Source organism: Kitasatospora sp. NPDC127111 (genome assembly GCF_042677465.1).
Lineage (GTDB): Bacteria > Actinomycetota > Actinomycetes > Streptomycetales > Streptomycetaceae > Kitasatospora.
This window is the reverse complement of sequence record NZ_JBHXTG010000038.1, coordinates 61,383-81,383: the sequence shown is the minus strand read 5'-3', so window position 1 is coordinate 81,383 and position 20,001 is coordinate 61,383. Positions and strand designations below refer to the sequence as shown.

General features: G+C 74.1%; 17 protein-coding genes, 1 tRNA gene and 1 pseudogene. 12 read left to right on the top strand and 7 right to left on the bottom strand.

All coding sequences use genetic code 11. The features are described from left to right. Positions 1 to 1,027: hypothetical protein (locus ACFVHB_RS22860; RefSeq protein ID WP_380325171.1), on the bottom strand; the 1,027-nt coding region annotated here is incomplete at its 3' end. A 209-nt stretch (positions 1,028 to 1,236) separates the two neighbouring features. Here ACFVHB_RS22860 and ACFVHB_RS22855 point away from each other — a divergent pair. Then, positions 1,237 to 1,311, top strand: a tRNA-Val gene (locus ACFVHB_RS22855). 68 nt (positions 1,312 to 1,379) lie between these two features. On the opposite strand, the pseudogene ACFVHB_RS22850 reads toward ACFVHB_RS22855, so the two are convergent. Together ACFVHB_RS22850 and ACFVHB_RS22845 are read right to left on the bottom strand one after the other, a co-directional pair. Further along, positions 1,380 to 1,813: pseudogene (locus ACFVHB_RS22850) on the bottom strand (tyrosine-type recombinase/integrase); the annotation flags it as partial. 325 nt (positions 1,814 to 2,138) lie between these two features. Next, positions 2,139 to 3,470, bottom strand: coding sequence for a helix-turn-helix domain-containing protein (locus ACFVHB_RS22845; protein WP_380325168.1), 1,332 nt, complete (start codon positions 3,468 to 3,470; stop codon positions 2,139 to 2,141). Between the two features lie 315 nt (positions 3,471 to 3,785). Between ACFVHB_RS22845 and ACFVHB_RS22840 the strand changes: the two genes are divergently transcribed. Next, positions 3,786 to 5,054, top strand: coding sequence for an Ig-like domain-containing protein (locus tag ACFVHB_RS22840; RefSeq protein WP_380325165.1), 1,269 nt, complete (start codon positions 3,786 to 3,788; stop codon positions 5,052 to 5,054). Positions 5,055 to 5,325: 271 nt separating this feature from the next. On the opposite strand, the gene ACFVHB_RS22835 is transcribed toward ACFVHB_RS22840, so the two are convergent. Beyond that, positions 5,326 to 6,054 (bottom strand): SDR family NAD(P)-dependent oxidoreductase, encoded by a 729-nt coding sequence (locus ACFVHB_RS22835; protein ID WP_380325162.1) that lies wholly within the window; start codon positions 6,052 to 6,054, stop codon positions 5,326 to 5,328. Between the two features lie 57 nt (positions 6,055 to 6,111). On the opposite strand from ACFVHB_RS22835, the gene ACFVHB_RS22830 reads away from it, so the two are divergent. The 8 genes from ACFVHB_RS22830 to ACFVHB_RS22795 all read left to right on the top strand — a co-directional run bounded on the left by ACFVHB_RS22830 (position 6,112) and on the right by ACFVHB_RS22795 (position 16,423). After that, the gene (locus ACFVHB_RS22830) at positions 6,112 to 6,693 is read left to right on the top strand and encodes a MarR family winged helix-turn-helix transcriptional regulator (protein WP_380325159.1); all 582 of its coding nucleotides are present in this window, start codon (positions 6,112 to 6,114) and stop codon (positions 6,691 to 6,693) included. A gap of 189 nt (positions 6,694 to 6,882) precedes the next feature. Then, positions 6,883 to 7,614 (top strand): VIT family protein, encoded by a 732-nt coding sequence (locus ACFVHB_RS22825; RefSeq protein WP_380325156.1) that lies wholly within the window; start codon positions 6,883 to 6,885, stop codon positions 7,612 to 7,614. A 111-nt stretch (positions 7,615 to 7,725) separates the two neighbouring features. After that, entirely contained in the window at positions 7,726 to 10,278 is a 2,553-nt protein-coding gene (locus ACFVHB_RS22820; RefSeq protein WP_380325183.1) for an ATP-dependent Clp protease ATP-binding subunit, read from the top strand. A 297-nt stretch (positions 10,279 to 10,575) separates the two neighbouring features. Beyond that, a complete protein-coding gene (locus ACFVHB_RS22815; protein WP_380325153.1) occupies positions 10,576 to 11,868 on the top strand; it encodes a sensor histidine kinase in 1,293 nt (430 codons plus the stop codon). Continuing rightward, positions 11,865 to 12,542: a response regulator gene (locus ACFVHB_RS22810; protein WP_380325150.1), complete on the top strand. Its 678-nt coding sequence runs from the start codon at positions 11,865 to 11,867 to the stop codon at positions 12,540 to 12,542. The genes ACFVHB_RS22815 and ACFVHB_RS22810 overlap by 4 nt, the downstream gene beginning before the upstream one ends. Positions 12,543 to 12,795: 253 nt before the next feature. Then, positions 12,796 to 13,095, top strand: coding sequence for an SHOCT domain-containing protein (locus ACFVHB_RS22805; RefSeq protein ID WP_380325148.1), 300 nt, complete (start codon positions 12,796 to 12,798; stop codon positions 13,093 to 13,095). Continuing rightward, positions 13,092 to 13,847 (top strand): ABC transporter ATP-binding protein, encoded by a 756-nt coding sequence (locus tag ACFVHB_RS22800; RefSeq protein ID WP_380325145.1) that lies wholly within the window; start codon positions 13,092 to 13,094, stop codon positions 13,845 to 13,847. The genes ACFVHB_RS22805 and ACFVHB_RS22800 overlap by 4 nt, the downstream gene beginning before the upstream one ends. Then, the gene (locus tag ACFVHB_RS22795; RefSeq protein WP_380325142.1) at positions 13,844 to 16,423 is read left to right on the top strand and encodes an FtsX-like permease family protein; all 2,580 of its coding nucleotides are present in this window, start codon (positions 13,844 to 13,846) and stop codon (positions 16,421 to 16,423) included. The genes ACFVHB_RS22800 and ACFVHB_RS22795 overlap by 4 nt, the downstream gene beginning before the upstream one ends. A gap of 39 nt (positions 16,424 to 16,462) precedes the next feature. Here ACFVHB_RS22795 and ACFVHB_RS22790 read toward each other — a convergent pair whose 3' ends face one another. The 3 genes from ACFVHB_RS22790 to ACFVHB_RS22780 form a co-directional block, all read right to left on the bottom strand. Beyond that, complete coding sequence (locus tag ACFVHB_RS22790) at positions 16,463 to 17,356, bottom strand: metallophosphoesterase family protein (protein WP_380325139.1); 894 nt, start codon at positions 17,354 to 17,356, stop codon at positions 16,463 to 16,465. 212 nt (positions 17,357 to 17,568) lie between these two features. Continuing rightward, positions 17,569 to 17,895, bottom strand: a complete 327-nt coding sequence (locus ACFVHB_RS22785) for a hypothetical protein (RefSeq protein ID WP_380325136.1) — start codon at positions 17,893 to 17,895, stop codon at positions 17,569 to 17,571. Between the two features lie 44 nt (positions 17,896 to 17,939). Beyond that, the gene (locus tag ACFVHB_RS22780) at positions 17,940 to 18,095 is read right to left on the bottom strand and encodes a hypothetical protein (protein WP_380325133.1); all 156 of its coding nucleotides are present in this window, start codon (positions 18,093 to 18,095) and stop codon (positions 17,940 to 17,942) included. Between the two features lie 134 nt (positions 18,096 to 18,229). On the opposite strand from ACFVHB_RS22780, the gene ACFVHB_RS22775 reads away from it, so the two are divergent. Beyond that, a complete protein-coding gene (locus ACFVHB_RS22775) occupies positions 18,230 to 18,862 on the top strand; it encodes a TetR family transcriptional regulator (RefSeq protein WP_380325130.1) in 633 nt (210 codons plus the stop codon). A gap of 109 nt (positions 18,863 to 18,971) precedes the next feature. Continuing rightward, the gene (locus ACFVHB_RS22770; RefSeq protein ID WP_380325127.1) at positions 18,972 to 19,889 is read left to right on the top strand and encodes a serine protease; all 918 of its coding nucleotides are present in this window, start codon (positions 18,972 to 18,974) and stop codon (positions 19,887 to 19,889) included. Positions 19,890 to 20,001: the final 112 nt, after the last annotated feature.

Genomic DNA, 20,001 nt, shown 5'->3' with positions numbered 1-20,001 from the left:
CCACCGAGCCGTCCGCGGTGTCCAGCAGGGCGCGCACCGTCCCGATCGCACCGGTCGCGTCCGCCCAGCGCTGCTCGTCACGCGCCCGCGCCGCCTCCGTGAGCTTCGCCTCCGCGGCGCGCCCGGTCTCCGCCACCTGCTCCGGCACCCGCTGGAGGTCCTGCCAGCAGGCGGTCGAGAAGCGTCGGCGCAGTTCGCTCAGCGCCGGCTCCACCGTCGCGGCCTTGGTCTCCAGCGCCTGGATCCGGGTCCGCAGGCTGGCCACCCGGCGGTCGATCTCCCGCGCCCGCTCCGGCAGGTGCTCCGCGTCCGCGGCGATCGCCTCCGCCCGCTCCTTCACCCGCTCCGCGCGCTGCAGCGTCGCCGGCACCCCGTGCCGGGCCGCCCCCTCGTTGAGCTTCCCCAGCTCCGGCGCCAGCTCGGCCAACCGGCCCGCCAGGTCATCCGCCTTCAGCCCGGCCCCGCGCACCGCCTCCAGCGCGTGGGTCGCCGCGAGCAACGCCCGCTTCGCCTGCTCCACCGCCGGCGTCACCCGCATCAGCTGCGACTCGGCGTGGTCCAGCACCGGCTGCAGTCGCTGCAGGAACCCGTTCAGCTCCGCCTGCGCCTGCCCCAGCTGCCCCTTCACGTCCTCCAACTGATGCCGGGCCCGCGCCGCCGCCCCGGACTCCAGCTCCTCCGCGTCCAGGTCGTGCGCGTCCAGCGCGGCCAGGTAGTTCACGGTCACCTGGTCGACCCGGCCGGAGATCGCCTCGAAGTCCGCCGCCGCCCGCTGCGCCGTCGCACTGTCCCCCGCCGCCCGCACCGTCTCCACCGCCAGCCGCACCTCGCGCTGCGTCGAGTCCAGCTCGTAGAACGCCTGCTGCGCCGCATCCCGGGCCGCCCTGGCGTCCGCCCGCATGCCCTCGCCGCCGCGCCGCCCCCACCAGCCGCCACCCCGCCCGGCCCCGGCACTGCCGAACGCCGCCGCCCCGGCCGCCCCCAGCGCACCCGCCACCACCAGCGGCAACACCAGCGCCTCGGCCACCGCACCCCCCGGCCGCCGCCCCCGCCTGCTCCCGCCGGCCACCCTCACTGCGCGCTCCCTGCTCCGACCGCTGATCCACCGCCCATTCTTCCCGATCACCCCACCCCACCGGCACCCCACCCGTCCCACTCCCCGACCACCTGCACCCCGCAGCCCCGAGGACCAGGTACTCTAGGCAGTCGTCGTCGCCCCACCCGGGCCACGACCGGGGGCGCGTAGCTCAGCGGTAGAGCGCTGCTCTTACAAAGCAGATGTCGGCGGTTCGAAACCGTCCGCGCCCACCAGCACAAAAGGCCCGCAGCGATCATGCTGCGGGCCTTTTGACTGCACTGATTGACGGCAAGGGCTGATGTCAGTCGGTCTTGCGGCGCCTCTTGAGCAAGCGGTCCATGTGGCCGATAGCCTCGCGCCGGGTCTCCTCCGAGACGTGGGTGTAGACGTTCATGGTCACGGCGATCTGGGAGTGCCCCAGGATCTCCATCACGCCACCCGCGGGGCGACGCCGGCGGCGAACAGGATCGTCGCGCAGCCGTGCCGCGTGTCGTGGAGGCGGATGCGCGGAAGACCGGCGTCGGCGCCGATCCGCTCGAAGGACCGGCTGAGGTTCCGGGGCTCGATCGGCCGACCGGTCCGCGTGGTGGACACGTACCCGGTCTCCTCCCACTCCCGGCCGGCGTCCTCCCGCTGCTTCGTCTGCTGGAACCGTCGCCACCGCAGCGGAGCGATGCATATCACCGCCAGCGGAATCGCCCGCGTCCGGCGGTTCTTCGTGCTGTCGGCGTACAGGGACCTGTCGGTGTTCTGGCCTGTGTTTTGTGTGACGCAGCGGTCAGATTGCGTCAGGGACGTCATGGCCTTTCGCGTAGGTTGAGGCTGTTTTCCGGCCTGTGTGACGCACATGACGCAGCGTCTTCCTACTTAGGAGAAGGACGAGCCGGTAGGCACCCGGGCGCGCGCCGGTGCTCGGGTAGAGGAACTGAGAGGTCGCTGCACACCTCGAAACAGCGACGGGTCGGCCCGGGCCACGTACGGGCGACTCACCGATGTTTCGGCCCGGGTCCGGGGGAGGGGGTGGACGGCGGGGCGCCGGTGGCGGGGCCCCGCTCGGCCGTCACTGCTGGAAGGGGCTGGGCTCCCAGGCCTTCCCGTCGATCGGGTAGCGGTAGAGCGGCCGGCCCTTGACCGCGCTGGTGCGGAAGGGCGTGCCCGCGCCGGGGCCGATGGTCAGCGTGCCCTTGCGGTTGCCGCTGGTCCACTCCAGTTCCAGGTACCAGCTGACGTCGTGGGAGGTGGTTCTGGCGGTCACCTCGATGACCTCCGGGTCCCGCTCGCTCACCTTGACCGGCAGGCCGGTGCTGCCCTCGGTCACGACCGGGCGGGGGCGGGCCGCGTCCAGGTTGAGGTCGAAGGAGTGGACGGCGAGTCCGCCCCCGCAGCCTTCGCCCATGGAGTAGGCGTTCCAGGGCAGCGGGGCCGCGATCCGGGCGATGCGGACGTTGAGGGCGGTCAGCACCACGGTCTCGCTGCCGGTGCCCTGCACGGTGAGATCGATCGACTGGTAGTGGCCGGGGACCGCGCCGACCCGGGAGACCCAGGCCGGGACGTCCACCGGCGCGGGCGGGCGGGGGACTTCCGACGGCGGACGGTCGACCACGTACTGGTCGCACTCGCTGTCCCAGCCCGAGGGCTGGACCGTGACGGCGATCGGGGCGCTCGCGCCCTGGTCCGCGGCGCCGGCCGTGGCGGCGCCGACGGGCTCGGCGACAGGGGCCAGCGTCGGGGATTCGGCGGACGGACCGGCGTCAACGGCCCGGGCGGGCACGGAGGCGGGCGGACCGTCCGAGTGGGTCTGAAGGCGGGTGGCGACGGCCCCGACGGCGGCGAGCACCGCTGCGGCCGTCACGGCGGCGAGTACACCCCGGCGCACGCGCCGCTGCGGCGGTACGGCGGGGGCGCGCTCCGGGGCGGCCGCGCCGGCCCCGGTGGCGCCTCCCGTGGCCGGTTCTTCCTCCGGTCCGGGCGCGTCAGCGGTGTCCGGCACCGTCCGCGCCACCGGAGCCGCTGGCGAAGCCTCCGCCGCAGCTGCGGGCTCGGGTTCAGCCGCGGACTCGGGTGCGAGTGAGGGTGCGGATGCGGATGCGGATGCGGGTGAGGGCGCGGGCGCGGAAGTCTGCCGGTTCGCCCGCGCCGCGTGGGCGATGCCCCACAGCCGGTAGAGCTCGGTGCGCTCCTCCGGGGTCGCCTTGCACAGCCGCGCGAGGCGCTCCAGCGGGGCGAACTCCACCGGCATCACATCGCCGTTGCAGTAACGGTGCAGGGCCGATGTGCTCACGTGCAGCCGCTTTGCCAGCGCGCCGTAACTGAGCCCCGACCGGCTCTTCAGCTCCTGGAGCAGCCGCGCGACCTCGTCCGCCTCCCGCAAATCCCCGGTCCCCTCTGGCACTGTTCCTCCACCGGCTCGTGAACCCCCTCGGCGGCGCCCCCGGCTCCGGCCGTCACCGGCCACCGGACCACCCGGACGCGGGCCGACACGAGCTCCAGCAGACAAGCACGCCGCAGACCGTCCCACGGTTCCCCCGAGGGCACCTCCGCAGCCGGCCGCGCCATCCCTGGGCCCCGCGAACGCGTCCCAGGAAGATTACGTCTTCCCAGCTCAAACCGGGTAGCGGCGTCCCCGCGTCCCTGATCGCCGGCCCACCGTTGCGGCCGGGACGAACCGGCGCACAAGCTGACGGCGAAACACCGAGAGGGAGCAACTGTGAGCACTGTTCGGGCGGCCCGGGCCGCGATACGCACCAGCGACCGTCTCCACCGCGGCGCGGTGGCACTGGTGATGGGCGGGGTCCTGCTCATGACGGCGGCCTGCGGCGACGGCCAGGGAGAGGGCGGCGGTGACGCCGCGTCGGCCGGCCCCGCCGCCTCCGGATCCGCCTCCGGAGCCGCCTCGGGCGGGGCGTCCGAGGCGGCGACGCCGAGGACGTCGACCGCGGTGCTGGACGTGGAGCCGAAGGACGGGAGCCAAGGGGTCGCGCCGACCGCGCTCCGGGTGTCCGCCTCCCACGGCAAGCTCACGACCGTCGACGTGACGGACAAGGACGGCAAGCCAGTCCAGGGCTCGATCGACCCGGACGGCACCGGCTGGAAGCCCGCCGCCGCACTCGCCCCCGGCACGGCGTACACGGTGAACGCCCAGGCGAAGGACGCCGACGGTCTGGTCGCCGCGGCCACCAGCTCCTTCACCACCGCCGCGCCCGGCAAGCAGATGTCGACCAACGACAACATCGCCGACGGTCAGACCTACGGCGTGGGCATGATCGTCAAGGTGGACTTCAGCACCAAGGTCGTGAACAAGGACGCCGTCGCCAAGGCCATCACCTTCGAGACGGACAACGGCACCGAGGTGAAGGGCCACTGGTTCGGGGACAACCGGATCGACTTCCGCCCGTCCGAGTACTGGAAGCCGAACACCAAGGTCACCATCCACTACCGGCTGAAGAACGTCGAAGTCGCCCCGGGCGTGTGGGGCGACGTCGACAAGGACGAACCGTTCACCATCGGCCGCTCCCAGGTCTCGACCGCGGACGCCGCCACGCACCAGCTGACGATCGTGCGGGACGGCAAGTCCACCACCGTGCCCGCCACCCTCGGCGACGACAAGCACCCCTCCTGGGGCGGCATCATGGTCATCATGTCGAAGGAGAGGGTCACCCACATGAACTCCCAGACCGTCGGTCTGGGCAGTGAGTACGACATCCCCGCCGTCCCGCACGCGATGCGGCTGACCAGGTCCGGCACCTACGTCCACGGCAACTCCTGGTACAAGCAGGACCTGTTCGGCAAGGCCAACACCAGCCACGGCTGCGTCTCGCTCAAGGACGTGGAGGGCGGCGGCGACACCTCCGTCGCCGGGTCGTTCTACAACAGCTCGCTGATCGGCGACGTCGTCACGATCGTGAACACCAAGGAGAAGACCGTCGCCCCTGACAACGGCCTCAGCGGCTGGAACCTCCCCTGGGCCGCCTGGTAGCACGCTGGAGGCGGCTGACCTCCACGTTGGCGAGGACGAACGACCGGCGCCGTTCGCCGGGGATCGCCGCACCCGCAGCTCGCCGGTGAGCCGCTCGTGAGTGAGGGCGCTGATCGAACTTGCGAAGCAGCGGTCGGCGGTTCGAACCGTCCGCGCCGCCCACCAGCCCGAATGCCCCGGACCGATCACGGTTCGGGGCATTCGGCGTCTCAGCCGTCCGCGGCTAGGGATCCCGACCGGCGGACCGTGGTGGGCGGGGCGTGTCGAGGGGTCAGCGGGTGGTGTGGGCGCCGCCGTTGAGGTGGAGTGTCTGGCCGGTGAGGTGGCGGGCGCCGGGGGAGGCGAGGAAGTGGGCGGTGTGGGCGATGTCGGCGGGGGTGCCGGGGCGGTTGGTGTGGGTTTCGGCGATCAGGGCGGCGCGGCGTTCGGGGGTGAGGGCACCGCGGAAGAAGTTGGTGCCCTCGACGTAGCCGGCGGCGATGACGTTGGCGGTGACGCCGAGCGGGCCGAGTTCGGCGGAGAGCGCGGCGTTCCACGCGGCGAGGGCCGCCTTTGACGCGCCGTAGGCGCCGCCGCGGCGTTCGGCGCCGATGGACCCGATGCTGATCACGGAGCCGCCGGGGGCGAGGGCGGGGCGGACGGCGGTGGTGGTGAGGACGGCGGTCAGGAGGTTCTGGGCGAGGTTGGCCTGCCAGCCGGCGAGCAGGGCGTCGAGCGGGGGGAGGTGGTCCGGGGCCGGGTCGGGGAGGCCGCCGGCGGCGTTGACCAGGACGTGGACCTCGGGGAGGCCGGCGGCGAGCGCGGCGACCTGGGTGGGGTCGGTGGCGTCGCAGACGACGCCGCGGGCGGAGAGTTCGGCGGCGGTGCGTTCGACGGTGTCGGGGTGACGGCCGGTGAGGACGACGTCGTCGCCGTCGGCGGCGAAGAGTTCGGCGATGGCGCGGCCGATGCCGCTGGTGCCGCCGGTGACGAGCACGGTGCGCGGCGTGGTCTGGGACACGGGACCCCCTCCGGTGTACGTTTAGGCCTAAACGTAGCAGGGGATGGAGTGCGCGGGATGGTGGAGCGGGCGGAGATCACGGCGGCGGAGATCGCCGAGGCCTGGCGGCGGGAACGGCCTGGCACGCCGACGGGGTCGATCGAGATCGTGACGCCGATCTGGTGGCTGGCGAAGCAGTTCACGGACGACCGCGCGCGGGCGTTGCGGGCGGCCGGGATCGACGCGGCCACCCTCGACCTGCTCTCGGTGCTGCGTCGCTCGGGCGCGCCGTACACGCTCAGCACCCGGGAGCTGGCCCGCCGGACGCTGGTGACGGCGGGGGCGATCTCGCAGCGCGTCGCGCGCGCCGAGCGGCAGGGGTTGGTGGCGCGGGAACCGGGCGATCCGGGCGAGAGCGGCCGGCGGGCCGTGCTGGTGGCGTTGACGGCGGCCGGGCACGAGCTGGTCGAGCGGTCGGTGGACGTGGTGCTGGGCCGGGAGGCCGAGCTGGTGAGCGGGCTGTCGGAACGGGAACGGGCCGAGCTGGTCGGGCTGCTGGGGAAGCTGCTGACGGACGTGCGGCGGCGTGCGGCCCAGGACGGTCCGGGTGATCATCGAGAGGCCGGGGAGGACGCCGGGCCGCGACGGACCGGGCCGTGACAGTCCGAGTGGCGACGGACCGCGCCGCTACAGTCCAAGCCGCGACGGACCAGTCGTGACAGTCCGAGCGGCGACGGACCGGGCCGTGACAGTCCGAGCGGCGACGGGCCGAGTCGTGAAAGTCCGAGCGGCGACGGACCGGGCCGCGACGGTCCGAGCCGCGACGGGCGTGAAAGGGAGTGGTCCCGGATGGGCGAGCGCTCCGCCGGGGTGACGGCGGCCGACGGGAGCGGCGACAGCCGGGCCGAGCTGTCCGCACGGCTCAACTGGCTGCGGGCCGCCGTGCTCGGCGCCAACGACGGCGTCGTCTCCACCGCGGGCATCGTGACCGGTGTCGCCGGGGCGTCCGGTTCGCGGACGGCGTTGCTCGCGGCGGGCGTGGCGGGGCTGCTGGCGGGGGCGATGTCGATGGCGGCCGGGGAGTACGTCTCGGTGAGCACCCAACGGGACACCGAGCGGGCCGCGTTGGCCAAGGAACGGCGCGAGCTCGCCGAGGACCCGGCGGGCGAGCTGGACGAGCTGACCGGGTTCTTCCGCGGCAGCGGGCTGGACGACCGGCTGGCCCGCGAGGTCGCGGTGGCGCTCACCGAGCGGGACGCGCTCGCCGCGCACGCCCACACCGAGCTGGGCATCGACCCGAAGGCGCTGACCAATCCCTGGCAGGCGGCGCTCGCCAGCGCGGCCGCCTTCACCCTGGGGGCGCTGGTGCCGCTGCTCGCGGTGCTGCTGCCGCCGGAGTCGTGGCGGTTGGCGGTGACGGTGCTCGCCGTGCTGGTGGCGCTCACCGCGTCGGGGTGGACGAGTGCCAGGCTGGGCGGCGCGGGCCCGGTCCGGGCGGTGCTGCGCAACCTGGCGGGCGGCGTGCTGGCGATGGCCGTCACCTACAGCGGTGGCGTGCTGATCGACCGCTTCACGGGGTGACGGGCCGTGGTTTCGCGCGGGTGAGGGCGCGGATCCGCCGAGAGGCGGGCCGTCGCGGCCTGTGTTTGTGTGGCCCCAAGACCCGCTTGGGAGAGGTGATCCACCGTGACGATGCCCCCGTTCGGATCGAACGATCCGTTCTCCGACCTGCTCAGCCGGTTCTTCGGGATGAGTCCGCTGGCCTCCCCGCCCGCGGTGCAGCGGGTGCCGATCGGACGGCTGCTGAGCGAGTCCTCGCAGGAGCTGCTGGCGCTCGCCGCGCGCCGCGCCGCGGAGGACGGGAGCCGCGACCTGGACACCGCGCACCTGCTGTGGGCGACCACCCGGGTGGACCCTTCGCGCCGGATGCTGGAGCGCGCGGGCATCGACCCGGACCGGCTCGCCGACGACGTGAGCAAGGAGCTGCCGGCGGGAGGCGAGCAGGTCGGCGCGGGCGGGCAGCCTTCGCTCACTCCGTCGGCCAAGCGCGCGCTGCTCGCCGCGCACGCCCGCTCGCAGGCGGTCGGCGCCTCCTACATCGGGCCGGACCACATCCTCGGCGCGCTGCTGGAGGAGGAGCGGTCGGGCGCGGGCGTGGCCCTGCACAACGCGGCGCCCTCGCAGGAGGCGCTGCGCACGGTGCTGGACGGCCGCGGCGTGGGCGGTGAACGCGGCAGCACCGGCGCGCACCCGAGCCGGACGCCGACCCTGGACGAGTACGGCCGGGACCTCACCGAGGAGGCGCGGGCCGGCCGGCTGGACCCGGTGGTCGGGCGGGCCGAGGAGATCGAGCAGACCGTCGAGATCCTCTCCCGGCGGACCAAGAACAACCCGGTGCTGATCGGCGAGCCGGGCGTCGGCAAGACCGCGATCGTGGAGGGCCTGGCGCAGCGGATCGTCTCCGGGGACGTGCCGCAGAGCCTCAAGGAGAGGCGCGTGGTCACCCTCGACCTCACCGCGCTGGTGGCGGGCTCCAAGTACCGGGGCGAGTTCGAGGAGCGGCTGAAGACGGTGATCGACGAGGTCACGGCCGCCGACAAGAGCGTGATCCTGTTCCTGGACGAGCTGCACACCGTGGTCGGCGCGGGGGGTGGCGGCGAGGGTTCGATGGACGCGGGCAACATCCTCAAACCGGCCCTGGCCCGCGGCGAGCTGAGCGTGGTCGGCGCCACCACGCTGGACGAGTACCGCAAGCACGTCGAGAAGGACGCCGCGCTGGAGCGGCGCTTCCAGCCGGTGCTGGTGCCCGAGCCGACGGTCGAGGAGACCGTCGAGATCCTGCACGGGCTGCGCGACGCGTACGAGGCGCACCACCAGGTGCGGTTCACCGACGAGGCGCTGGACGCCGCGGCGGCCCTGTCCGACCGGTACGTCAGCGACCGCTTCCTGCCCGACAAGGCGATCGACCTGCTGGACCAGGCGGGTGCGCGCGTGCGGCTGCGCAGCCTGAGCGGCTCCACCGAGGCGGTACCGGTGCAGGACCGGATCACCAAGCTGCGCCGGGAGCTGGAGGAGGCCGTCGCGGACGAGGAGTTCGTACGGGCCGCCAACCTCAAGACCGAGCTGCGGCAGACCGAGGCCGAGCTGGCCGCGCTCGCCGAGTCGCGCGAGGAGGTCGTCGCGGTCACCGCGGACGACATCGCGCAGGTGCTGTCGGGGCGGACCGGCATCCCGGTCGCCGAGCTGAACGCGACGGAGCGGGAGCGGCTGCTCAAGCTGGAGGAGCACCTGCACCAGAGGGTGATCGGCCAGGACGAGGCGGTCACCGCGGTCGCCCAGGCGGTGCGGCGCGGCCGGGCCGGGATGGGCGACCCGGAGCGGCCGACCGGTTCCTTCCTCTTCCTCGGGCCGACCGGCGTCGGCAAGACGGAGTTGGCCAAGGCGCTGGCGGCGCTGCTGTTCGGCGACCCGGACCGGATGATCCGCTTCGACATGAGCGAGTTCCAGGAGAAGCACACCGTCTCCCGGCTGGTCGGATCCCCGCCCGGGTACGTCGGCTACGACGAGGCCGGCCAGCTCACCGAGGCGGTCCGCCGCAAGCCGTACAGCGTGCTGCTCTTCGACGAGGTCGAGAAGGCGCACCCGGACGTCTTCAACCTGCTGCTCCAGGTGTTGGACGACGGGCGGCTGACCGACTCCCAGGGGCGTACGGTCGACTTCCGCAACACCGTGGTGATCATGACCAGCAACATCGGTTCGCAGCGGATCCTCGACCACGCCGGGAGCGCCGACGCCCGGAGCGGAGCTCCTGATCCGGCGCTGCGGGACGACCTGATGCGCGATCTGCGGCAGCGGTTCCGCCCGGAGTTCCTCAACCGGATCGACGAGGTGATCGTCTTCCACTCGCTCACCCGGAAGGACCTGCTCGACGTGGTCGACCTGATGCTGGACCGCAGCCGGCGCCGGCTGAAGGCGCAGGACGTGCTGCTGGAGGTCACCGAGGGGGCCAAGGAGTGGCTGGTGAACCGGGGTTACCAGCCGGAGTTCGGGGCGCGGCCGCTGCGCCGGGCCATCCAGTCGGAGCTGGACAACCGGATCTCCGACCTGCTGCTGGACGGGAGCGTGCAGGAGGGGGACACGCTGATCGCGGACGTGGCCGACGGGGAGCTGGTGGTGACGCTGGCCCGGCCGGAGCCCTCGGCGACCGCCGAGCAGGCCACGGCGAAGGCGGCGGAGGCGGAGTAGCGATCCAGGGGCCGGGGGAGCGGCGCCGGCGGTGCGGGGTGCGGCGGATCCGGGCGTACTCCCCCGGGAGTACGCCCGGACGCAACCCTCGGGTGACGCGGCGGGGCGGGTGCGGGGTCTAGCCTTCCGGGCATGACGCCGCCCTCACCCCCGCCGCCGTCGGCGCGTTCCGGGCCGCCGCCGGGGGAGCACCCCGCGCCGGGCGGGCCCGGCGCGCCCCCGAAGGGGCCCGGTGAACCCCCGAACGGGCGCGCCGCGCCCCCCGACGGGCACGCCGAGCCGTGGCGCCCGCCGTGGGTGCGTGCCGCCAAGGCGGGCTGGCCGGTGGCCGCGGCGGTGGTGGTGGCGGTGCTGCAGGTCGCGGGGTCGACCGCGGCCGGACGGCACCAGAGCGGGCGGGTCCCGCTGGACGCCTTCGGCTACCTCCTGCTGCTGCTCGGGCCCGCGCTGCTGGTGCTGCGCCGTCGGCGGCCGGTGGCGGTGGTGGCGGGCACCTCGCTGGTCACGGCGGTGTACCTGGTCGCCGGGTACCCGTACGGGCCGGTCTTCCTGAGCTGGGTGATCGCCTGCTGCGCGGCGGTGGGCGCCGGGCACCGCCGGGCCGCCTGGGCCGGGCTCGGCGGGGTCTACCTGGTCCACGCGCTGATCACCTTCGCGGTGCCGGCCGACTGGCAGCGCGTCGCGCCCGCGACGATCGCGTGGTGGCAGGAGCTGGGGCTGGTCGCCTGGCTGCTACTGGTGGGGGCGGTCGCCGAGATCGTCCGCTTCCGGCGTGAGCAGCTGGCCGCCCACCGGGCGTACCAGCAGCAGCTGGAGCAGCGCCGGGCCAATGACGAACGGCTGCGGATGGCGCGGGAGCTGCACGACATCCTGGCGCACAGCCTGTCGCTGATCAACATCCAGGCCGGGGTCGCGCTGGCGCTGATCGACAGCCGGCCGGAGCAGGCGCGGACGGCGCTGACCACGATCAAGGCGACCAGCAAGGAGGCGCTCGGCGAGGTCCGCCAGGTGCTCGGGACGCTGCGGACGCCCGGGGCGGCGGCGCCGCGCGGCCCGGCGCCCGGGCTGGACCGGCTGGACGAGCTGACCGAGCAGGCGGACCGGGTCGGGCTGGCGGTCGAGGTGCACGAGGTGGGCGGGCGGCGGGCGTTGTCGGCCGGCGTCGACCTGACGGCGTTCCGGATCGTCCAGGAGGCGCTGACCAATGTGATCCGGCACTCGATCGCCCGGCAGGCGGCGGTCGTGCTGGACTGGACGGATCCCGGTGCCCTGGTCGTCGAGGTCGACGACCCGGGCCCGGCCGCGCCCGGGGATGCGGGCGGGACGGGCAGCGGGCTGGCCGGGATGCGGGAGCGGGTCGCCGCGTTCGGCGGCTCCATCACGGCGGGGCCGTCGGCGGGCGGCGGGTTCCGGGTCCGGGCGGTGCTGCCGACGGGCGAGCGGCCGGGTGGCACGGGTACGGGCGGTACGGGCACGGGTGGCTCCGGCACGGGCGGCACGGGCGAGCGGCCGGATGACCGGGGCGAGCGGGCGGGCGGCCCGGGTGAGCGGTCGGATGGCACCGGCCGGAGCGAGAGGGCGGGCGAGTGATCCGGGTACTGCTGGCGGACGACCAACTGCTGGTCCGGGCGGGCTTCCGGGCACTGCTCGACATGCAGGACGACCTCACCGTCGTCGGTGAGGCGGACGACGGCGAGGCCGCGCTCCGGCTGGCCCGTGAACTCCTGCCCGACGTCGTCCTGATGGACATCCGGATGCCCCGGATGGACGGTCTGGAGGCGACCCGGCGGATCGCCGCCGACCCGGCGCTGGCCGAGGTGCGGGTGGTCGTGCTGACCACCTTCGAGCTGGACGAGTACGTCTTCGAGGCGCTGCGCTCGGGAGCGGCCGGGTTCCTGGTCAAGGACACCGAGCCGACCGAGCTGCTGCGCGCCGTCCGGGTCGCGGTCGCGGGTGACGCGCTGCTCTCGCCGGGGGTGACGCGCCGTCTGATCGGGGAGTTCGCCGCGCGTTCCAAGGCGCCGGAGGCCGCGGTGGCGGGGGTCGCGGACATCTCCGTGCTCACCGAGCGGGAGCGCGAGGTGCTGGCGCTGGTGGGCATGGGGCTCTCCAACGAGGACATCGCCCGTCGGCTGGTGGTCAGCCCGCTGACCGCGAAGACGCACGTCAGCCGGGCGATGGTGAAGCTCGGCGCGCGCGACCGGGCGCAACTCGTGGTGCTGGCCTACGAGTCGGGGCTGGTCCGGCCGGGGTGGCTGGGCTGAGGTCCGGTCCGTCCCGGGCGTCGCCGGGCCGGGTTCCGGTCCGGCCGGGGCGCGGCCGGGCCGGGCGCGGCCCCGGCGACCCGGACCGTCCGTACTCCTCGCGCCCTGCCCGGCGGGCGTCCGTACTCCCGCGGGAGTATCGCGACTGCCGCTCCCCGGAGGACGCGGGAGTAGGGCCCCCGGCGGGAGGCTCAAGGCACTTCGGGAACCGTCCCGAGGTCCCTGAAGCCGACCGCCGAGGAGATGAACCACCATGTACACGCTGCTGGCCGACCACGACGGGGACTGGCCGGGCCCCTGGATCCTGCTGATCCCGCTGGCCTGGGCCGCCGTGGTGTTCCTCGTGATCGTCCTCCTGCGCCGGACGGTCTGGCGCCGGGGCTGCGGAGCCGGGCCGGACCACCCGCTGGCCGTCCTGGGCCGCCGCTACGCCGAGGGGGGCATCGACGCCGAGGAGTACCGCGCGCGGCGGGCCGTCCTGACCGAGCCGCGCCGCCCGCAGGACGGCGGGCCCTACGGCGGCGGCCGGTTCCGAGGGGGTGCCGGGAAGTGACCACCCTCGACGTCGTGCGCGGCACCGCCGCGCGGGTCGCCGACGCCGTCAAGATCTACGGCGTCGGCGGCACCGAGGTCCGGGCACTCGACCACGTCACGGTCGAGTTCCCGGCCGGGCGGTTCACCGCGATCATGGGCCCGTCCGGTTCGGGCAAGTCCACCCTGATGCACTGCGCGGCGGGGCTGGACACGCTCACCGCCGGCAGCGCCTACATCGGTGACACCGAGCTCGGCCCGCTCGGCGACCGGCGCCTCACCCTGTTGCGCCGGGAGCGGATCGGCTTCGTCTTCCAGGCCTTCAACCTGGTGCCCACGCTCACCGTCCGGGAGAACATCACCCTCCCGCTGGACCTGGCCGGCGCCGCGCCCGACCAGGCCTGGCTGGACGCGCTGATCGACGTGGTCGGCCTCGGCGACCGGCTGCACCACCGCCCGAGCGAGCTCTCCGGCGGCCAGCAGCAACGCGTCGCGGTGGCCCGGGCGCTGGCCGGGCGGCCGCAGGTCGTCTTCGCCGACGAGCCCACCGGGAACCTCGACTCGCGCACCGGCGGCGAGGTGCTCGGGCTGTTGCGCCGCGCGGTGGACGAGATGGGGCAGGCGGTGGTCATGGTCACCCACGACCCGACGGCGGCCGGTTACGCCGACGAGGCGCTGTTCCTCGCCGACGGCCGGCTGGTCGACCGGATGGAGCGGCCGACCGCCGACCGGGTGCTGGACCGGATGAAGGCCTTCGAACGGGGGCGGTCATGACGTCCACGACGACGACCGCCCGGCTCAGCCTGCGCTCGCTGCGCGCGCACAAGCGACGCCTGGCCGGCACCCTCGTGTCGATCCTGCTCGGGGTCAGCTTCCTGACCGGGACGATGGTGCTCGGCGACACCCTGCGGGCCAACTTCGACACCCTGTTCGCGGACGCCAACGCCGGGACGGACGTGGTGGTCCGCAGCGCCGACGTCCTGGACTCCCCGGGTACGCCCGGCGGCGTCCGGGCACCCCTGGACGCCGCGCTGGCCGAGCGGCTGCGGGCCGTCCCGGGGGTGGCGGCGGCCGAGCCGTCCATCCAGGGCGCGGGCCAGCTGGTCGGCAGTGACGGCAAGCCGATCGGCGGGCAGGGGCCGCCGACCCTGGCCGGCAACTGGCTGGCCGACAGCCGGCTCAACCCGTACAAGCTGGCCGAGGGGCGTGCCCCAGTGGCTCCCGGCGAGGCGGTGATCAACCGGGGCGCGGCGAAGACCGGCGGGCTGCACGTGGGCTCCACCACCGTGCTGCGCACCCCCGACCCGGTGACCGTCACCGTCGTCGGCATCGCCACCTTCGGGGACAGCGCCGACGGGATGGGGCCGAGCACCTTCACCGCGCTCGGCTCCGCGGACGCCGAGCGCTACCTCACCCCGAAGGGCGCCGGCCAGGCCAGCTCGATCCAGGTCCGGGCGGCGGGCGGGGTCTCCCAGCGCGAGCTGGCGGCCAGGATCGCCCCGCAGCTGCCGGGCGGGGTGGAGGCGATCACCGGTGCGGCGGCCACCCAGGAGAGCACCGCGATGGTGTCCGGGCGGTTCCTCACCATGTTCACCACGCTGCTGCTGGTCTTCGCCGGGATCGCGCTGCTGGTCGCGACCTTCACCATCCACAACACCTTCGCCATCGTGGTCGCCCAGCGGACCAGGGAGAACGCCCTGCTCCGGGCGCTCGGCGCGGTGCGCGGCCAGGTGCTCGGGGCGACGCTGGCGGAGGCGCTGGCCGTCGGAGTGCTGGCCTCGCTCGGCGGGGTGCTCGGCGGCATCGGGGTGGCGGCCGGGCTCAAGGCGCTGTTCTCGGTGCTCGGCTTCTCGTTGCCGACCGGCGGCATGGTGATCAGCACGGCGGCCGTCGTCCTGCCGTTGCTGGCCGGCACGGTGGTGGCGGTGGGCTCGGCGCTGCTGCCGGCGGTCCGGGCCGGGCGGACGGCGCCCCTGGCGGCGCTGCGCGAGACCGGGGTGGACCGGGCGGCCGAGGGGCGGTCCGGCGTGGTCCGGGTGGTCCTGGGCGGTCTGCTGGTCGCGGCTGGAGCCCCGGCTGCCGCGATCGGCGCGACGGACGGGCCGTCGGTGACGCTGACCGCCGCCGGCGCGGTGGCGGTGCTGGCCGGGGTGGTGGTCCTCGGGCCGGTCGCGGCGGCCCTCGCGGTGCGCACGCTGGGAGCGCCGTTGCCCCGGCTGCGCGGGGTCTCCGGCACGCTGGCCCGGCGCAACGCGGCCCGCAATCCGCGCCGGACGGCGGCCACGGCGAGCGCCCTGATGATCGGCGTCGCGGTGGTCACCCTGTTCACGGTGTTCGGCGCCTCGATCAGGGCGACCCTGGACGACACGGTGGAGTCCTCCTTCGCCGGCGATCTCGCCGTCACCGCCCCCTCGTTCGGCGCGGGCGGCAGCGGGGTCAGCCCGAAGCTGGCCGACACCCTGGCCCAACTGCCCGAGGTCCGGCAGACGGTGGGTCTCGGCCGGGGTGTCGCGCGGATCGACGGCCACGGGCGGACGCTGGACGTCACCGATCCGGCGCGGCTGGCCGGGATCGTCGACCTCGGCCGGGTCGACGGCTCCCTCGACGCGCTCGGCACCGACGGGCTGGCGGTCTCGCGCAGCGAGGCCGGGCAGCACGGCTGGCGGCTCGGTCAGAGCGTCACCGTCGGCTTCACGGACGGCGCGAACGGGCCGTTCACCATCCGCGCCCTGTACGAGGGCGGCGGGCTGGCCGGGGACTACCTGATAACCCGCCAGGCCTGGGCGCCGCACCGCGGCCAGGACGCCGACACCATGGTGGCCGTCGGACTGAAGGACGGGGTGGGCCTGGGCGCGGGCAAGGCAGCCGTCGAGAAGGCCGCGGCGCCGTTCGGGAACCCGCGGGTGCAGGACCGGGACGAGTACGCGGAGAGCGCCGCCGGCGGGGTCGACATGATGCTCTCGGTGGTCTACGCGCTGCTGGCGCTGGCGGTGCTGATCGCACTGCTCGGCATCGCCAACACGCTGACGCTGGCCGTGCACGAGCGGACCAGGGAACTGGGCCTGCTGCGGGCGGTCGGACAGACCAGGGCGCAATTGCGGGGCATGGTGCGCTGGGAGTCGGTGCTGGTGGCCGCGTTCGGGACGGTCGGTGGGCTCGGACTCGGGGTCTTCCTCGGCTGGGCGCTGGTGCGGGCCTCGGACAGCGCGGGCACGGGCTCGTTCGCGATACCGCCGGCGCAGCTCGCGGTGGTGCTGGCGGCCGGGCTGTTGGCGGGCGCGGTGGCCGGCCTCCGTCCGGCGGGCCGGGCGGCCCGGCTGGACGTGCTCCGGGCGATCGCGGCGGAGTGAGGGGGCGGTCGGTCGAGCGGCCTCACTCCGCCGCGTGGCTCAGCGCTTCTGCGGGAAGACCTGCCGCAGCAGCGGGTTGGGCAGGCCGCGCTTGCGCCACTCCCGGGGGTAGCCGAGCGAGACCTCCTCGAAGCGGACTCCGTCGTAGTTGGTCACCCGGGGGATGTGCAGATGGCCGTAGATCATCGTGGCGGTGTTGAAACGACGGTGCCAGTCGGCCGTCAGCTCGGTGCCGCACCACTGGGCGAACTCCGGGTACCAGAGGACCTCGGTGGGGTGGCGGACCAGCGGATAGTGGTTGACCAGGACCAGCGGCAGGTCCGGGTCGTGGGCCGCGAGCCGCTGCTCGGTGAGCCGGACGCGTTCGCGACACCAGGAGTCGCGGTCCGGGAACGGGTCCGGGTGGAGCATCCGCTCGTCGGCGCAGACGACGCCGCTGTCGTACGCGACCGCGAGGGACTCCTCCTTGGTGGTCGTGCCCGGCGCACGGAAGGAGTAGTCGTACAGCAGGAACAGCGGCGCGATGGCGACCGGTCCACCGGGGCCCTCCCAGACCGGGTACGGGTCCTCGGGGGTCACGACTCCGAGTCGGCGGCAGAGCTCCACCAGGTGCTCGTAGCGGGCCACGCCGCGCAACTGCACCGGGTCCTCGGGATGGGTCCAGAGCTCGTGGTTGCCGGGGGCCCAGATGACCCGGGCGAAGCGTTCGGCGAGCAGGCCCAGGGCCCACTCGATGGAGGTGGTGAGTTCGGCGACGTCGCCCGCGACGATCAACCAGTCGTCGGGGGAGTCGGGTTGCAGCTTCTCCACCAGGTCGCGGTTCTCCTGGTAGGAGACGTGGAGGTCGCTCACGGCGAGCAGCCGGCCTGCCCGTCCGGGACCTCCGGGCGCCCCGGCCCGTCCCTGCACGTCACTCTGGTACTCGGTCGTCACTCCAGCCCCCTGTGTTCACCCGGCCGATGTCGCCACAGTACGGGGGCGAGCGGCCGCGGCGCCGAAGGTTGGCTGGATCGGTCGTTCGAGCGGCGGGGTTCCGTTCCCCGGGCCGGCGCTCGCTAGGGGCGGCCGGGGAGCGACGCCGGTGCCGGGCGGCGGGGCAGCCGGACAGCGAGGCAGCCGGACAGCCGGGCATCGGCGGGCGGGCGTCAGTCGCCGAACTGCCAGAGGACGCCGTGCCCGCCGAAGGTGGTGACGGCGAGGATGGCCAGCGCGGTGACGCCGAGCACCAGGCCGAGGACGGCGCGCCCACGGCGGCGGGTGCCCCGGACCAGGGCGAGGGTGGCGAGGACGATGGCGAGCGGTCCGAGGACGAGGTTGAAGATCAGCAGGCCCGGGAGGCCCAGCAGGAAGGAGGCGACGGCCAGGTTGTCGGCCTCGGCGGTGGTGTGACGGCGCGTCGCACCGGCAGCGGTACTCGTGGTCGTGCCGGTACTCGTGGCCGTGGTCGTGCCCGTGCTCGTGGCGGTGCTCATGATGACGGCTGGTCCTTCCACGAAGGAGAGGGGGGAGTGAGGTCTCAGCGCTGCCGCAGGCGGGCGATGCCCTCGCGGGCGCCGAACGCGAGCAGCCAGGCGGTGATGGCGGCGGAGGCGGTGAGGAAGACCGGGAGCGAGGTGTGCGCGGCGGCGCCGATCAGGACACCCATGGCGACCAGGGCGGTGAGCAGGATCATGGCGGGCCCCTCCTGTGGCCGTGCCGCGGATCGGCACGGGTCGGCACGACTTTCGGTATACAACTGTTCGCTGAATCCTCCGCCACTCTACGCCCGACTGGCCAAGTTCGGCAAACACTTGTTTACTGAATGGCGTGAGTCACACCGTGGGGGCCAGACAGGCCCAGAAGCAGCAGAGTCGGCGCGCGTTGCTGGACGCGGGGCTGGGCCTGTTGGCCGATCAGAACCTCGCGAGCCTCGGCGTGCGCGAGGTGACCCGGGCCGCCGGGCTGTCACCGGCCGCGTTCTACCGGCACTTCCCGGACCTCGCCGCGCTCGGTGTGGCCCTGGTCGAGGAGTCGCTCGCCAATCTTCACGCCCTGGTCCGCTCGGTGCTCGCCGGAGCGGGCGGGGCCGAGGAGCTGATCGACCGGACGGTGGACGTCATCGAGCAGCACGTTCGCGAGCACCACCCGCACGTGCGCTTCCTGGCGCGCGAGCGACACGGGGGCGTGCGGCAGGTGCGGGAGGCGATCGACGCCGAGCTGGGGCGGTTCGCCGAGGAGGTGGGCGCCGCGCTCGAGCTTCAGTCGGTGTCCCGGGGGTGGAGCCCGGAGGACCTGCGGATGCTGGCCGAGCTGTACGTCGACCGCGTGGTCTCCACGGCCGCCGCCTTCCTGGAGGCGCAGGAGGCCGGCGATCCGGGCCGGGAGCGGCGGATCGCCGTCACCGCGCGGTTCCAGTTGCGGCTGATCAGCGTCGGCCGCCGCCACTGGCAAGGAAGTTGAGGCCGCGTTCGGCCGGCCTGGCCGTCTGACCGCTCCGATGTGGGTGCGCCCTTGACATTGCGTCATGTCCGCGCCAGCTTTGGTGCACCCCCACAACGAGAGGTCTCTCATGAAGAAGCCGCTCATAGGCATGTTCGCCGCGCTCCTGCTCGCCGGGGCCACCGCCCTCGCCGGAGCCCCCACCGCCGCGGCCCTCCCGCAGGCACCCGCCGCCGACACCCCCCGGTCGCAGGCGGGCCTCCAGCTTGCCCCTCAGGGGCACCAGCCCCAGGACCTCCAGCTCCAGGCGCCCGCCGCCGTGAACTTCGCCGGGACCGTGGCGCTCAGCAACTGTTCCGGCTCCCTCGTCCGGCTCCCCGGCTCGGCCGCCACCGACCCGGCGCTCGTCCTCTCCAACGGCCACTGCCTGGAGAGCGGATTCCCCGCCCCCGGTGAGGTCGTGGTCAACCAGTCCTCGAACCGCAGCTTCTCGCTGCTCAACTCGACCGGCGGCAGGGCCGCCACGCTGCGCGCCACCAAGGTGGTCTACGGGACCATGACCGACACCGACGTGTCGATCTACCAGCTGAACACCACTTACGCCGCGATCCAGTCGAAGTACGGGATCGCCCCGCTGACCATCGCGGCGGGCCACCCGACCCAGGGCACCGCGATCAAGGTCGTCTCCGGGTACTGGAAGCGGATCTACTCCTGCTCGATCGACGGCTTCGTCTACCGGCTGAAGGAGGGTTCCTGGACCTGGAAGGACTCGGTCCGCTACACCTCCAGCTGCAACACCATCGGCGGCACCTCCGGCTCGCCCGTGGTCGACGTCAACACCGGCCAGGTCGTCGCCGTGAACAACACCGGCAACGAGGACGGCCAGCGCTGCACCGACAACAACCCCTGCGAGGTGGACCAGAACGGCGTGGTGACCGTCCGCCAGGGCATCAACTACGCCCAGGAGACCTACGGCATCCCGGCCTGCTTCGCCGCCGGCAACCGCCTCGACCTCACCCTGCCCGGCTGCACCCTGCCGCGCCCCTGACCAGCACACCCTTCCCCGGTGGGGCACCCGCCCGGGGCGGGGGGGCCCCAGCGCCGGGATACCGCCGGGCCGGGCCACCCGCGCCCCGGGCCCCGCGGGGGGGGAGTTGGGC

What these genes read in the sequence shown, in the direction of transcription:
- ACFVHB_RS22830 (WP_380325159.1), top strand. Translation starts at nt 6,112, where the DNA reads ATGGTGGAGCGGGCGGAGATCACGGCGGCGGAGATCGCCGAGGCCTGG.
- ACFVHB_RS22825 (WP_380325156.1), top strand. Translation starts at nt 6,883, where the DNA reads ATGGGCGAGCGCTCCGCCGGGGTGACGGCGGCCGACGGGAGCGGCGAC.
- ACFVHB_RS22820 (WP_380325183.1), top strand. Translation starts at nt 7,726, where the DNA reads ATGCCCCCGTTCGGATCGAACGATCCGTTCTCCGACCTGCTCAGCCGG.
- ACFVHB_RS22805 (WP_380325148.1), top strand. Translation starts at nt 12,796, where the DNA reads ATGTACACGCTGCTGGCCGACCACGACGGGGACTGGCCGGGCCCCTGG.
- ACFVHB_RS22795 (WP_380325142.1), top strand. Translation starts at nt 13,844, where the DNA reads ATGACGTCCACGACGACGACCGCCCGGCTCAGCCTGCGCTCGCTGCGC.
- ACFVHB_RS22785 (WP_380325136.1), bottom strand. Translation starts at nt 17,895, where the DNA reads ATGAGCACCGCCACGAGCACGGGCACGACCACGGCCACGAGTACCGGC.
- ACFVHB_RS22780 (WP_380325133.1), bottom strand. Translation starts at nt 18,095, where the DNA reads ATGATCCTGCTCACCGCCCTGGTCGCCATGGGTGTCCTGATCGGCGCC.
- ACFVHB_RS22770 (WP_380325127.1), top strand. Translation starts at nt 18,972, where the DNA reads ATGAAGAAGCCGCTCATAGGCATGTTCGCCGCGCTCCTGCTCGCCGGG.